Raw genomic sequence first — 14,932 nt, forward strand, 5'->3', positions numbered from 1 at the left:
TTATCCTGCGAAAGCAGGATTTTTTATTTGGATGGATTGGAAATAAGTATGCATATACACGATCATATGTTCGTATTATAATCATACATATGCTTTCAAAAAGCCCACTGTGCTGCTGGGAGGCTGATTGTATGACACAAGCGCCCTTGGAGACTGAGGGAGACCTCCAATTGGTCAAGGAATACATCTTACTCCCTATTCTTCTTGATGTTTTGGAAAGAGATATTAAAACATTGGGGACAGTGAAGTTAAAGATGGACGTTATTTATGTAAAAGTCTTAAGGTCCGCACAAGACCTCATTACTTCTGACGTTACAATGATTCGAAAAAAAATGCGTAGCAGAGGAATAAAAGTGTATGAGCAGCAGCGTACCGAGTTATGCATTGAGGCCCATTATTTGTGCAGGGGCTATCATCACAGGTTCTCTATGCTTTGGGGGCTGGTGAAAGCGGAGCTTCATAAGTATTTAAGTAAATATCTAAATACCGATTTAAGGAGCAGCCTATGAAAGGGGATAACAAAAGTCGAATTGTGATGTTAGCTGATTGTCAGTCGTTTTACGCGAGCGTTGAGAAAGTAGCCCACCCTGAATATGCTGATAAACCTGTTGTTGTTGCAGGGGACCCAGCACGCAGATCCGGAATTATTCTTGCTGCGTGTCCCCTTGCTAAAAAATTCGGTGTTACTACTGCAGAACGGCTTGGAGAAGCACTTGCAAAGTGCCCTGATCTAGTGGTCATTCGTCCACGCATGGAACAATACATCCAAGTATCCTTGCAAATTACCGAAATTTATCAATCCTACACTGACTTGGTAGAACCGTACAGCATCGATGAACAGCATTTGGACGTCACAGGGAGTTTGCGACTTTTGGGTGAGCCCAATCAAATTGCCAAAAGTATTCAGGATAAAGTCATGAAGGAAACGGGAGTTCGTATACGAATTGGGATCAGCGAAAATAAAGTGCTATCCAAAATGGCTTGTGATAATTTTGCAAAACGCAATCCTTCGGGTATTTTCCACTTACCTGCGGAAGAACTGCAAGAGGTGCTTTGGCCGCTACCGATTGATCAAATGTTCATGGTGGGGTCACGGATGCACCGGCATTTAACGAACATGGGGATTTATACAATTGGTCAGTTAGCCCAAACTCCCTTGGCAAAATTAAGATCCAAGTGGGGAGTTAATGGTGAAGTACTATGGCTTATTGCCAACGGTAAGGACAACTCTCCGGTAACCCCAGCTACACATGATCTGCAAAAAGCAATCGGCCATCAGATGACCCTGCCGTTTGATTATCGGGAGTTTGACGACATTACAGTTCCCCTGTTAGAACTCTCCGAGTTAATTGGTCAGCGAACCCGAACGAAAAGCTATATGGGCTCGGTGGTCTCGGTAGGCTGTCAGGGAGCCGATTTTGATCACCCTTCGGGCTTTCACAGACAAATGAAATTGCCTGATCCAACGAATCTCACCGATGATATTTTCAATGCTGCGAAACAACTATTTAAACGGCACTGGGATGGGTTGCCCATCCGGAAAATTGGGGTCACACTAAGTCAACTTGTAAGCGATCAGGAATATCAACTAACTTTATTTAATGACCGCGAGGCAAAGTTAGCATTAGAAAGAACCACTGATCGAATCAAAGAGAAATATGGAAATACCGCGATTATGAGGGCCTCTTCTTTAAAAGTCTCAGGCCAAGCGCGGGATCGAGCGCAAAAAATTGGAGGGCATTATAAATGAGGCCAAGTCATTGGTAATTGTGGCAGCCAAAGCGCATGTGGAAGCACAAATTCATTTATCTAGGCATATACTCATAATGGAGGTAAGCCGACTTCGGGGTACTTCCATTCAAGAGGCACAGACCACATTAAATATTTTTAAGCCAAACTTGGGTATATAGAAAGGAATTGTTTATATGGGTTTTGCTTACAAAAAGAATTTTTTTAATAGTAAAACGGCAATATTACTTGCGGCTATGAGCTATCAGACATATCCATTTTTCTTAGAGGGAAAGCTTATCTTGCCAAGAGGATTTAAGCTTCGATATACCATTCATGCATTTGCTGACGTAGAGGATCCTACGGAATTAGTATTCGGTTTTATTGCCGAGTCACAAGATCAAATCATTATAGCGTTTAGAGGATACGCTGCATATCCTAAGGATCTTTTAGCATCCTATGACATATTTCAGGTACGGTATCCTTTTGTTAGAAATGGGGGGAAAACCTCGCGTGGTTTTACATGTCTTTATCGATCAACAAGAAACCAATTCATCAGAGAATTAAATAAGCTGCCTGCAACAAAAAGGCTGTTTATTACCGGTCACAACTACGGCGGAGCTTTGGCCACGTTAGCGGCTTTAGATATTGCAGTAAACACCAAGTTTAAGAATCCCTTCGTTTATACTTACGGCAGTCCGCGTGTTGGAGACCCAGACTTTGCTTTCCGATTCAACAAAGAGGTCAACAATAGTGTTCGAATTGTTAATATTCATGACTCTTTTCCTACTTTCCCGGCTCAAAAGTATCCACCTCCGTTTACAAAGAAAGGATTAACCTATCAGCATGTAAGATCAAAGGTTCCGATCTCTTTTCAACTGAATAATACGCCGCGTAATGATGGGATTGCCTGCTACTTTAAAACCCTCAGCAAAAAGAATCTTCTTTTTGCCAAAGCGTTATGCGATGAAAATCCAGGTTTTTGTCCCAATACCGAAATGTGCGTTCCTTTTCAAGGATGTCTGCCTTGAATGCAAGAATTACTATACGAGGAGCTGCATCTATGAAAATCTCAAGCGTTTTTAACACTGAAGATGCAATATTGCTTGCGGCCATGATCTTTCAGTCATATCAACTTTTTGAACAGAGACCGCTGATCTTGCCAAAAGGCTTTAACCTTCGATTTACCATTCATGCTCTTGCCGGTGTTGAGGAGCCGGAAGAGGAAGTATTTGGTTTTATTGCAGAGTCACAAGATAAAATCATTGTAGTTTTTAGAGGAACCCGAACATTTAAGGACAATGAGTCAGACCAAGACTTATATCAGGTTACTTATCCATATGTCAGAAATGCAGGAATGACCCATCGCGGATTTACATGTATTTATCAATCGGCAAGAAATGAATTGATCAGAGAATTAAACGAGCTTTCTACAACAAAAAGACTATTGGTTGCAGGCCACAGTTTAGGAGGGGCTTTAGCCGTATTAGCTGCATTGGATGTTGCAGTTAACACCCCGTTTAAGAATCCTGTCGTGTATACATATGGCAGTCCACGTGTCGCAGACCCTGTCTTTGCTTCCCGGTTCAACCAAGCAGTAAAGAACAGTTTTCGTATTTCCAATGTCCATGACATTATTCCGACTTTACCGGCTCAAGCGTATCCGCCTCCGTTTACAAAGAAAGGATTATTCTATCGGCATGTAGACACGAAAGTTCCGCTCTCTTTCCAGCTGAATAGTTTACCTGTTCGCAATCATGAGATTGTCTGCTATTTTAAATACCTCAGCCAACAGAATCCTGATTTCACCAAAGCATTATGTGATGAAAACCCAGGATTTTGTCCCGATACGGGATTATGTGTTCCGTTTATAGGAATATGCAGAGCGGAGGAAGAAGACGAAGAATAAGCTACCATCAGATGGATGATCCTAACGTTGACCGGGTGGGTTACTCTGAAACGATGGAGGTATAACTGACGATTCAACATTGACATATGCTAGGCATGGTGAATGAAGAAGGTCTAGAGAGAACCCTTCTAGGCCTTCTAACAGGTTGAACGATGTATCATTCAAACAGCTCGGGATACATGTTGACAATATCGGCATTTAGGGCACGATCCCGTGCTTTTGACAGCCACCTCCAGATACTGTTTCATAAGAGACTCCATTTCGTGTTCGAGCTTTTTTATTTATTAATTAACGGGATAAGGGTTGATATTTTCAGGCAATGAGGCGACAATCGAAAGATATAACATTCCAGGGGAGGATCGAAAGAAGTTGGACAGCACCGGCTACAACAGCAATACTTCTACACTTGAAATTATCGACCTATGCCTGCTGGCCGGCAAAATCATGCTGCAAAGCGGCGCGGAAACCTATCGTGTGGAGGATACGATGACGCGGATGGCTGCCTCTCTCGGATTCCCGGGAGCGCATAGCTACGTAACACCAACCGTCATTATGTTCACCACCAGCAGAACCGAACCGGCCAAGCTGTTCCGGATCGCCGAGCGGACGACGGATTTGCAGAAGGTATCGGAGGTCAACGATATCTCCCGCCGCCTCAGTGAACGCCAAATAACGGCGGCTGAAGCCCGCGAGCGTCTGGGCGTGGTGGATGATGCTGCGCATGCCTATCCGGAGTGGATGCAAATTGTCGCGGCTGCCCTGACAGGTGCCTGCTTCACGGTAATGTTTAAAGGAAGCTTGTGGGATTCCCTCCCGGCGCTGCTTATTTCCGGGCTCGGGTATGCAGCTGTGATCTATCTGCATCGTCTCGTCCAAATCCGGTTCTTCGCGGAATTCACCGCCTCCTTCCTGATTGGACTTCTCGCCTTTTTTTCCGTTAAGTATGGCATAGGACAGGAAATGGATAAAATCATTATCGGCTCTGTAATGCCGCTGGTGCCGGGACTGCTGATCACCAATGCGGTCCGTGATTTAATGGCCGGCCATCTGGTCTCCGGCCTATCCAAGGGGGCTGACGCTTTTCTGACTGCGTTTGCGATTGGAACAGGCATCGGGCTTGTACTGTCACTTTTTTAATCACCTATGTGAAAGAGGTTAGTAGTTCATGATTTTGCAACTTGTAACCAGTTTTATCGCCGCTGCCACGTTCTGTATCCTGTTCAATGCGCCCAAGCGTGTATTGCTGCAATGTGGAATTGCCGGCATGGTGGGCTGGATGGTATATCTGCAGCTTGATCGGGAATGGGAGACTGTGATCGCTACCTTCGGGGCCACGGTAGTAGTGGGTGTCATCAGCCAGATTTTTGCCCGTTCCTTCAAGATGCCTGTTATTATTTTCAGTGTTGGCGGTATTATTCCGCTTGTCCCGGGTGGTCTGGCTTATGATGCCATGCGGAAGTTCGTAGAGAATGACTATATTGAGGCTGTACAGATCGGCACACAGGCTTTATTGCTCTCCGGCGCTATCGCTACAGGACTTGTGCTGAGTGAAGTGCTGGGTCAAATGTTTCGCCGGAAAAACAAATAAAGACTTCCCCAAGAGAAGTCTTGTACAAAAAATGTCCGCCGTCTAAGGATTTACAGATCCTTGACGGGCGGACATTTTTAACTAGGCGAGTATGCTGTTTATAGGGTTGTTCTTGATCCAGGCCAACGCCAACGTGCCTTCCCCCGCATGGATACCTGCTACAGGTACGAAGGTCATAATCTCAGTCCGTAAGGCAGGAGCCATGTCTTTGATTTCCCCTTCCAGCTTCAGGGCTTCTTCCATATTGTTGGCATGCATAATGCACACTTCTTTGATCAGCTCCAGATCCTTCTTCAGAATATCCAGCAGCTTCTGCTTGGTCTTCTTAAAGGTACGGATTTTCTCATCCACAATGACCTTGCCTTCGTCAAAACGCAGCAGCAGATGTATACGCAGCAGTTGGCTCAGAACCAGCTGAGAGCCGGATAACCGTCCACCGCGGTGAAGATGTGCCAGGCTGCCAGGAATTAAGTAAAAGGACATATTCTGAATGATATTCTCAATCTTCTCTTTGATCTCACGTACAGAAAAGCCCATATTCTGCCAATGAATTCCCCGCATAATCATTTCCCGAATCGGATACGCGCCGACCTTGGAGTCAATTCCAACGACATTGGCCTCGGCGATATCAGCAGCCTGCAAGGAGGTGCTGAACGTACCGCTAAGCTCTGACGAGCAGTGCACGGCGATAATTTCCTCGTATTGCCCCTTCAGCTGTTCGTACAATTCGATAAACTCGCCAATGGGCGGCTGTGAGCTGCTCACATTCTCATGCTGACGCATTTTATCATAGAATTGCTCCGGCGTAATTTCTATATTTTCTTTATAGCTCTCGTCGTTGACAATGAGTCGGAGAGGCACAATGTACACATGGTTATTTTTAGCAAATTCGGGATCTAGTGTACTGGTGCTGTCCGTTACCCAAGCGATTGGTTTCATAAAGGTCACTTCTCTCTTTCGTGAGGAAAAATAGTTGAATGAGTGGAGAGACCAACCGTCTTCATTAGGCTTCCACATTCTCATAAAGTATACCTGAAAAACAGCGCCAATACACGGAAAACGGGGCTTTCTTGCGAATTTTTTCCGACATTTCAACGCATTCTATATGACAAATATACCTATGAAACAGGGGCCGTTTTATGTTATGACAGTCCAGTATTCCCAATGATTTTTTGATAGCTGGCGATGTCCAGCCTTCTGCCGAACTTGCTGCCAATTTCCTTGAAATAGGCACTCTGTTCATATCCGTTCCTCTGAAAAAGCTGACGGCTGCGCTCATTCTCCGAGCATACGGTAGCCACAAGCACATGAAACTCCAGCTCAGCAGCCCTCTTTTCAATAAAACTCAGCGCTCTCTCCCCTATTCCTTTACCCGTGCAGCCCGGTTTCAAATACACTGTGATCTCTCCGGAGGTATCGTAGGCCTGCTTGTTCTTATGTCTGGCAATCAGCACATAGCCCTGCATCTCACCGCCTTGCAGTATAACATAAGATTTAAACCTTTCATCCCCGTTCAGAACGGATTGTCGCATGTCCGAAAGGGATAAGGGCTCCGTATGAAAGGAAACCGTAGTATTCAGCACGTAGTAATTATATATGTCCAGCACTTCCACCAAATGTTCTTCCCCGACTTCGGTAAATAACAAACCGCTTGCAATTACATTGCTCATCCTTAATTCCTCCACTATAATTATGTATTGACAAAAATATTTATTTGTGTTATAATATAATATTTTAGAGTTGCGCAATCCTATCAATTTAAGTATGATATGCATTAGTCTCACGGAATCGCTCTTATTACACAATAACGGAGGGATACAATGCATATTGCCAAAGGAATAGAAATGCTGGAGATTTCCGTACAGGTTATGGGCGGAAGCGAAACCATTTACCCTACCCTGCTATGGGATGAGGAAACGGCTGTATTGGTAGATACCGGATATCCCGGCCTGCTGCCTACATTTAAGGATGCTCTGCAGGAAGCCGCCGTTCCCTGGTCCAAGCTGCACACTATTATTATAACCCATCAGGACCTGGATCACATCGGGAGCCTGCCCTCCTTCCTGACAGAAGGGGATTCAAAGCTTACCGTTCTGGCCCATGAAATCGAGAAGCCTTATATTCAAGGGGAAAAAATGCTGCTTAAGCATACACCGGACGCATTAGCTGCAGCCGAAGCTATGATCCCGGCCCATGTGCCGGAGGAATGGCGGCGGGCTTTTCTGCATGTGCTGGCCCATCCTCCAAAAGGAAGAGTCGATCATACGATTGCAGACGGGGACATGCTTCCTTTTGCCGGGGGAATTACGGTTATTCACACGCCCGGTCATAGCCCGGGACATCTAAGTCTGTATCATCATGAGAGCCGGACCCTCATAGCCGCGGATGCGCTAACCGTCCTGAATGGTGAACTGCAAGGACCCGACAGTACGGCAACGCCCGATATGAACACAGCACTCCGCTCACTCACCAAGTTCATTGATTATAAAATCGATAATGTCATTTGCTATCACGGGGGGCTGTACCGCGGAGACGCCAACCGCCGTATTATTGAATTGGCTAACGGCTAGTTTCGTCAATTGCTTTCTACCCTAACTATGTTAGGTTATATAACACAAAATCGCATAAAAACGCTTTATAATTAATAATAATCATTTATTTTAAATTTTTACGTTATGTTTATTGACACAAATTCAAAAGCTATTTATAGTAACAGATAAGATTCATTGGCTCAACGACACAATGATGTGTCCTCACTGAGCAATATGCATCTTTATGCACAACTAGGCTTAATGATTTTTAATACCAAACTTAAAAAAGTCAGTCACGAGGGCGTGGCTGCAAATGGCAATGGGGCCGATTTACTTAATCCGTATGAAAATGCGGGTTCTGTTAGTCGGCCTTTTTTATCCAAATTTAGAGAAGAAATGGAGGGTTTACGGAGAAATCGGAATGCAATTGCGAAAAAAAATCATGCGGTTCAACTATTAAAGGGGGATTTTTAAAATGGAAGCAAAAGGATTTCGTAAATCAGGTCACTTTCCAAGTTTGTTGTCAGCTTTTCTGTATTTTGATGTGAGCTTTATGATTTGGGTGTTTTGCGGAGCTTTATCCCTCTACATTACCAAAGATTTCGGTTTGTCCGATACTCAGAAAGCTACTATGGTAGCAATCCCCATTCTGGGCGGTTCCTTTTTCCGTATACCCATGGGGATATTGGCGGACCGTATAGGCTGTAAAAAAGCAGGCCTTATCGGGATGTCGCTTAGCGTTATTCCTCTTCTCTGGGGTTGGCTCGGCGGGACCAGCTTGCTTCAAGTTCAATCGATCGGATTCTTGCTCGGTTTTGCTGGCGCGAGCTTTGCTGTATCGCTTTCCTTGGCCAGCCGCTGGTATCCTCCAGAATATCAAGGTCTGGCGATGGGAATTGCCGGAGCAGGGAACAGCGGTACTGCGCTAGCTACATTTTTCGGACCTCAGTTAGCGCAAGCTTATGGATGGCACAATGTGTTTGGAATCGCGATTATACCTTTGGTCATTGTCATTATTATTTATGCGATTTTAGTCAAGGATGCCCCGAATGCGCCTGCTCCTAAAACCATGAAGGATTATCTCAGTGTATTCAAATTTGCTGATACATGGTGGTTCTCCATTTTCTACGCGATTACATTTGGCGGTTTTGTCGGATTTGCCAGCTACTTCAGCATTTTCTTCTATGATGTGTATGGCGATGCTGCCAACCCAGGCGGTATTACCAAAGTACAAGTAGGATACCTGGTTACTATTACAGTCATCGCTGGCAGTTTCTTTAGACCTGTCGGAGGGTGGATTGCTGATAAGATTGGCGGAATGCGATTCCTGGGTATTTTGTACAGTGTGATTACAATATGTGCGTTTGCAATAGCTACAATGCCCGGCTCCTTCCTGGTTATGCTTCTGTATACAAGTGTTATGATGGCCTGCCTGGGTATGGGAAATGGCTCGGTATTCCAAATCGTACCTCAACGTTTCTCAAAGGAAATCGGTGTAATTACTGGCATTGTCGGTGCTGCAGGCGGTTTGGGAGGATATTTACTACCTAAATATATACTGGGTCCTTTAAAAGAATCGACAGGCTCTCATGTTACCGGATTTCTTGTGGTGGGTTCCATCGTTTTAGTAACGACACTCATTTTCTACGCGGTAACACGCTCCTGGAGAAAGTCTTGGGCTAAAGCGGAATCCGGAGTTAATTTCTAGAAAAAAACTTAATCTGTGCTTAAGCACTTCCAAGGCGGTGAACAACATGACAACAAAAAAAGTGAAAAGTGTCTGCCCTTATTGTGGTGTTGGCTGCGGAATTGTGCTTGAAGTGTCCGGTAACCGCGTGGTCAAAGTCACAGGGGATAAAGAGCACCCTGCCAATTTCGGCAGATTGTGCACCAAAGGAAACACTTGCGCTGAAGCCATCACAGAATCCGGGCGAATGGAATATGCGTACAGCCGTCCCTCTCGAAGGGACCAACCGGTTAGAATGGGCATGGATGAAACCATCTCCGAGACCGCCAAAAGACTGCGCGCCATCCTTGATAAGCATGGCCCAGATGCCCTGTCCTTTTACGTGTCGGGTCAAATGTCATTGGAGGCGCAGTACCTAATCAACAAGCTAGCTAAAGGCTTTATCCGTACGAACAATATTGAATCCAATTCACGCTTGTGTATGGCGAGTGCCGGCAGCGGCTACAAGCTTTCGCTTGGATCCGATGGCCCCCCTGGTTCTTATCAGGATATAGATCAGACGAATCTATTTTTTGTCATCGGCGCCAATATGGCTGATTGTCATCCGATTCTGTTCCTGCGGGTTATGGATCGGGTCAAAGCGGGAGCCAAGCTGATTGTCGTGGACCCGCGCCGCAACACTACCGCAGATAAAGCCACACTCTATTTGCAAATCAAGCCCGGTACCGATCTCGCCCTGCTGAATGGAATTTTACATTTATTAGTCAAAAACGGCTGCACAGACCCGGACTTTATCGCTGAATTCACTTCCGGTTGGGAGCACATGGCTGCCTTTCTGGAGGATTATCCTCCAGATAAGGTGGCCGAAATCACAGGGATCGCCGAAGCAGATATTCGCCAAGCCGCACTTTGGATCGGCGAATCGCCAGAGTGGATGTCCTGCTGGACCATGGGTCTCAATCAAAGCACGCACGGCACTTGGCATACCAATGCCCTCTGCAATCTGCATTTAGCCACTGGCACCATATGCCGCCCCGGCAGCGGCCCCTTCTCGCTCACCGGTCAACCCAATGCCATGGGCGGACGGGAAATGGGTTATATGGGGCCCGGCTTACCCGGACAGCGTTCCGTATTCGTCGAAGCCGATCGCATGTTTATCGAGGACCTATGGAACCTGCCTCCAGGCACGCTGCGGACTGACGTAGGAACTGGCACAATATCCATGTTCGAGAGTATGCAAAGCGGAGATATTAAAGCATGCTGGATCATTTGCACCAACCCGGTTGCTTCCGTTCCCAATCGTAAAAATGTTATCACAGGCTTACAAAAAGCCGAATTGATCATTACACAGGATGCATTTTTCGATACGGAGACGAACCGATATGCGGATATCATGTTACCCGGAGCTCTATGGTCAGAAAGCGAAGGGATTATGATTAACTCCGAACGCAACCTGACATTGATGCAGAAAGCCGTTGATGCCCCTGGAGAAGCGCTGCCCGATTGGCAGATCATCGCCCGAGTTGCTTGCGAGATGGGCTTCTCCGCTGCTTTTTCCTACGGAACCTCGTCGGAAGTCTACCGGGAAATCCAGCAGGCCTGGAATCCTAAAAGCGGTTATGACATTCGTGGGGCTTCCTACGAGCGCTTGCGCGAAACGCCTATTCAATGGCCCTGCGCTCCAGGGAGTGAGGTGCGCAATCCCATCCGCTATTTGAATAATGGTATTAGCCAGACGCTTATAGTGGATGCAGAGGGCAGCAGCCCGCGGATTGTATTCCCGACAGAAAGCGGAAAGGCCATGTTCCTGGCACGTCCGTATCTGCCCCCTGAAGAAATGCCCGACAGCGAATATCCTTTGGTACTGAACACCGGCCGTTTACAGCATCAATGGCATACGATGACCAAGACAGGGAAAATTTCAAAGCTAAATAAGCTAAATCCAGGTCCTTTCATCGAAATTCATGCCGAAGATGCCGCCAGGCTTGGCCTACAAGACCAAGATCCGGTTGAGGTGCGATCGCGGCGAGGCCTGGCTATTCTGCCAGCGCTGGTCACCGACAGGGTGCGTCCCGGCAATTGCTTCACCCCCTTTCACTGGAATGATGTTTTTGGTGAAAATCTTGCGATTAACGACGTCACGAGCGATGCGGTCGATCCAATATCATTTCAACCCGAAATTAAGTTCTGCTCGATCTCGCTTGCCCGGGCAGAAGTTCAAGTCCCTATTCATACAGTCGAAGTTGCTAGTATACAGAAGGAGGACGTGTACATGGCGCAAATGGATACGCTCGCCAACATACTTGGAATTGAATCATCTCCGCCATTGACGCTGAACGATCACGAAAAAATATATGTTTCCGGACTCCTAACCAGTTTGCGCACCAAGGAATCACAGCAATCTCCCGGCATTCCGGTCCTGCCTCCTACCGCACCTCTTGAACCGGCCAAACGTATTTGGCTGGATGGCCTGCTGGCCGGGCTGTTCTCCCGCACTTATCTGCCCGGAACAGCCACCGCAGAAATCACTGCATCTTCGCCGCAAATGGAGAGAGAAACCAAAGCCCCGATCACCCTTATTTGGGCCTCGCAAACCGGAAATGCGGAAGATGCGGCCTACGACTGTGCCAAAAAGCTGCAAGCCTTGGGTCATGATGCCCGACTCGTCAATATGAATGAATATCCAATAGAGGACCTCTCCCGGGAACGGCTTGTTTTATTCGTGACGAGTACATTCGGGGCTGGCGACCCTCCCGATAACGGGGAATACTTTTGGCAGGGACTGAAAACTGACAATACACTTTCTCTCTCCGGCCTTCACTATGCCGTCCTTGCCTTCGGGGATTCCAATTTCGATTCATTTTGCGGCTTTGGACGCAGCCTGGATGCCCGGCTGGAACAGCTCGGCGCACAGCGCCTCCTTGATTGTTATGATTGCGATACCGACTTTGAGGAGCAGGTCGAAGCGTGGATGAATGCCATTGAAGGGTCATTGAACGAGTACATGGGCACCTCAAAAAAAAACAGGTATGACCGGGAAAACCCGCTTCATACACGTATCCTTACCAACCGTCTGCTGAATAAAGAGAGCTCCGAGAAGGAAACACGCCATTATGTGTTCAATCTCAAAAATAGCGGTCTGCAATATGAATCCGGTGACGCCCTTGGCGTTTGGCCGATCAATTGCCCGGAGCTTGTTACAGAGATTTTAGATGCGATTCAACTGGATCCTTCCATTCCAGTAACGGTAAAAGATCATGGACAAATACCCCTAAGAGAGGCATTGCTGCGGCATTTTGAGATTACCCGTATAACTCCGGGGATGCTGCAGCTCGTTTATGAGCGATCGAACAGCGTCATGTTAGGTGAGCTGCTAACGAAGCATAATAAAAACAAACTGCAGAACTGGCTGTGGGGACGTCAGCTTGTGGATTTACTTCAGGAGTTCTCCATCACTGCAGACGCCGATGAATTTATCCGGGTCCTAAAAGCCCTGCAGCCCCGGTTCTATTCCATTTCATCCAGCCCGAAAACCTATCCGGATGAAGTCCATGTAACAGTATCAACCGTGCGTTATGAATACAAGGGGAAAACCCGAAAAGGGGTGTGCTCCACATTCCTTGCAGATCAGGCCATGCATCATTCGGACATTCCAATCTTCATTCAAAAGTCTGCCCATTTTCGTCCACCGGCCAATCCGGATATGCCAATGATCATGGTTGGACCAGGAACCGGGGTGGGTCCTTTCCGCGGTTTTCTTCAGGAACGTCAAGCCACCAATGCCAAAGGCAGGAATTGGTTGATATTCGGAGAACAGCGGGCAGATAGCGATTTCTATTTCAGGGAAGAGCTGGAGGACATGCAGAAAGAAGGCTTTTTGCATCGTTTGGATACCGCCTTTTCACGCGATCAGCACGAAAAAATCTATGTCCAGCACCGAATGCTCGAACAGGGAGCTGAAATGTGGTCATGGATCGAGGAAGGCGCTCACTTTTATGTTTGTGGAGATGCCAATAGGATGGCCAAAGAAGTCGACACTGCGCTTAAGCAAATCATTCAACAGCACAGCGGAATGAGTACGATAGAAGTAGAGGAGTATGTAAAAGAAATGTCAAAAGCTAAGCGATATGTACGCGATGTGTATTAGGAACCGTGAAACTATAATAAAAAAAGGCAAAGCCGGTCAAGTCCGGCTCTGCCTGACCAGCGATCAGGATTCGGAAGCCACGGTAAACCGCTCGCGGATATGCAGCGGATTCTCGACCTCGTCAATAATGGCAATAGCATAGTCTGCGTAGGTGACATAGCTACTGCGACTTTCATAATAAATCCTCCCCTATTATTGTGGTTTTGTCACAATCAGCCTGATTCCGATGTTCCATGGATCTTTGAACGCAGGTACACCGTCCGTTTCATCAACTGTATATCCCGCCTGGCGTACACGCTCTACCACGGCAGTACGTTCCTCTTCACTTGGCAGCAAAAGGGTAAAATAATCAATACCCGCCGCATCAGCAGGGGCCGCCGGAGCGCCTTGCCCCGCCCAAATATTAAGACCGATGTGATGATGGTACCCACCAGCCGAAATGAACATAGCCGCATCTCCATAGTAAGCCGTGAGCTCAAAGCCCAGCACATCCATATAAAACTCTCTGGCCTTGCCCAGATCCCCTACGTGAAAATGAACATGCCCGATAACGGTACCCGCAGGCAGTCCTTTCCACGGCAAATCTTCCGAAGCAGCCAGCAGCCCATCCACATCAACCGGGTCGGTAGTCATGATATAGTTGCCTTCGGCATCCTTTTTCCACGTGTCCTTTGGACGGTCGCGGTACAGCTCAATCCCGTTATTATCCGGGTCCTGAATGTACAGCGCTTCACTCACCAGATGATCGCCCTGCCCGACATGAATCCCGGAGGAAATCAGGTTGCGAAGCACCAGCCCCAGGCTCGGACGGTCCGGAACAAGGATGGCAAAATGATAGAGACCGGCAGCCGAATTACGGCGCAGCACCTTGGCATTCTCAATTTCCCGCAGAATCAGCAGGACATTCTGACCGTCCGCAGTCATCTCCGCCTCACGTCCAGCCTGCCGCAGAATACTCAGCCCCACGACATTCTGGTAAAAATCAAGTGAACGCTCCAGATTGCTTACTCTAAGCTGCACAAGGCCAATCTCGACATCTTGATGCAGTGCTGCTGTTGCAGTCATACAATCTCCTCCTTTTATGCAAACCAGATATATCTACATAATGTTAGTCTTTACACCTTGCATCTTGGGCATTCTCGTTGTAACAATGTCGGTTACATATTAACTATACTTATTATAGTAACCATCCATAAGTTTGTCAATTACCGGCATAAAAAAAGCCTGGCCAAGTTGCAGCCGGGCATGATAAATGATGATGATGTAAACTAAGATCGTCGGTTAAAATTTTCAGGATGACTAACTTTACTATGCAGTACACTTCCGCATTCCGTACATATTT

13 protein-coding genes and 1 pseudogene are annotated in these 14,932 nt (G+C 46.8%); 10 read left to right on the forward strand and 4 right to left on the reverse strand.

Features of this window, described 5'->3' with window-relative positions; genetic code table 11:
- Window positions 1–131 precede the first annotated feature (131 nt).
- The 6 genes from PaeBR_RS16775 to PaeBR_RS16800 all read left to right on the forward strand — a co-directional run bounded on the left by PaeBR_RS16775 (window position 132) and on the right by PaeBR_RS16800 (window position 5,225).
- Complete coding sequence (locus PaeBR_RS16775) at window positions 132–509, forward strand: hypothetical protein (protein ID WP_410511682.1); 378 nt, start codon at window positions 132–134, stop codon at window positions 507–509.
- Complete coding sequence (locus PaeBR_RS16780) at window positions 506–1,750, forward strand: DNA polymerase IV (protein WP_410511683.1); 1,245 nt, start codon at window positions 506–508, stop codon at window positions 1,748–1,750. Before PaeBR_RS16775 ends, PaeBR_RS16780 begins: the two co-directional genes overlap by 4 nt.
- Before the next feature lie 175 nt (window positions 1,751–1,925).
- Entirely contained in the window at window positions 1,926–2,759 is an 834-nt protein-coding gene (locus PaeBR_RS16785) for a lipase family protein (RefSeq protein WP_410511684.1), read from the forward strand.
- Window positions 2,760–2,791: 32 nt separating this feature from the next.
- Window positions 2,792–3,637, forward strand: a complete 846-nt coding sequence (locus PaeBR_RS16790; RefSeq protein WP_410511685.1) for a lipase family protein — start codon at window positions 2,792–2,794, stop codon at window positions 3,635–3,637.
- Window positions 3,638–4,006: 369 nt separating this feature from the next.
- Window positions 4,007–4,774 carry a threonine/serine exporter family protein gene (locus PaeBR_RS16795; protein WP_410511686.1) on the forward strand — a complete coding sequence of 256 codons (768 nt, stop codon included), beginning with the start codon at window positions 4,007–4,009 and terminating at the stop codon, window positions 4,772–4,774.
- Window positions 4,775–4,802: 28 nt separating this feature from the next.
- Window positions 4,803–5,225 (forward strand): threonine/serine exporter family protein, encoded by a 423-nt coding sequence (locus PaeBR_RS16800; RefSeq protein WP_410511687.1) that lies wholly within the window; start codon window positions 4,803–4,805, stop codon window positions 5,223–5,225.
- A gap of 81 nt (window positions 5,226–5,306) precedes the next feature.
- Here PaeBR_RS16800 and PaeBR_RS16805 read toward each other — a convergent pair whose 3' ends face one another.
- Window positions 5,307–6,164 (reverse strand): DegV family protein, encoded by an 858-nt coding sequence (locus PaeBR_RS16805; protein WP_410511688.1) that lies wholly within the window; start codon window positions 6,162–6,164, stop codon window positions 5,307–5,309.
- A 203-nt stretch (window positions 6,165–6,367) separates the two neighbouring features.
- Window positions 6,368–6,895, reverse strand: coding sequence for a GNAT family N-acetyltransferase (locus PaeBR_RS16810; protein WP_410511689.1), 528 nt, complete (start codon window positions 6,893–6,895; stop codon window positions 6,368–6,370).
- A gap of 150 nt (window positions 6,896–7,045) precedes the next feature.
- On the opposite strand from PaeBR_RS16810, the gene PaeBR_RS16815 reads away from it, so the two are divergent.
- From PaeBR_RS16815 to PaeBR_RS16830, 4 genes are all read left to right on the forward strand, one after another.
- Complete coding sequence (locus PaeBR_RS16815) at window positions 7,046–7,795, forward strand: MBL fold metallo-hydrolase (protein ID WP_410511690.1); 750 nt, start codon at window positions 7,046–7,048, stop codon at window positions 7,793–7,795.
- Window positions 7,796–7,972: 177 nt separating this feature from the next.
- Window positions 7,973–8,230: a hypothetical protein gene (locus PaeBR_RS16820; RefSeq protein WP_410511691.1), complete on the forward strand. Its 258-nt coding sequence runs from the start codon at window positions 7,973–7,975 to the stop codon at window positions 8,228–8,230.
- Between the two features lies 1 nt (window position 8,231).
- On the forward strand, window positions 8,232–9,464 hold the full coding sequence (locus PaeBR_RS16825; protein WP_410511692.1) for a nitrate/nitrite transporter: 1,233 nt from the start codon (window positions 8,232–8,234) through the stop codon (window positions 9,462–9,464).
- Between the two features lie 46 nt (window positions 9,465–9,510).
- Window positions 9,511–13,590, forward strand: coding sequence for a sulfite reductase subunit alpha (locus PaeBR_RS16830; protein WP_410511693.1), 4,080 nt, complete (start codon window positions 9,511–9,513; stop codon window positions 13,588–13,590).
- Window positions 13,591–13,653: 63 nt separating this feature from the next.
- On the opposite strand, the pseudogene PaeBR_RS16835 reads toward PaeBR_RS16830, so the two are convergent.
- Together PaeBR_RS16835 and PaeBR_RS16840 are read right to left on the reverse strand one after the other, a co-directional pair.
- Window positions 13,654–13,752: pseudogene (locus tag PaeBR_RS16835) on the reverse strand (oxidoreductase); the annotation flags it as partial.
- A gap of 30 nt (window positions 13,753–13,782) precedes the next feature.
- Window positions 13,783–14,655, reverse strand: coding sequence for a VOC family protein (locus PaeBR_RS16840; protein ID WP_410511694.1), 873 nt, complete (start codon window positions 14,653–14,655; stop codon window positions 13,783–13,785).
- Window positions 14,656–14,932: the final 277 nt, after the last annotated feature.

It is taken from the genome of Paenibacillus sp. BR2-3 (assembly GCF_046529485.1).
Lineage (GTDB): Bacteria > Bacillota > Bacilli > Paenibacillales > Paenibacillaceae > Paenibacillus_AQ.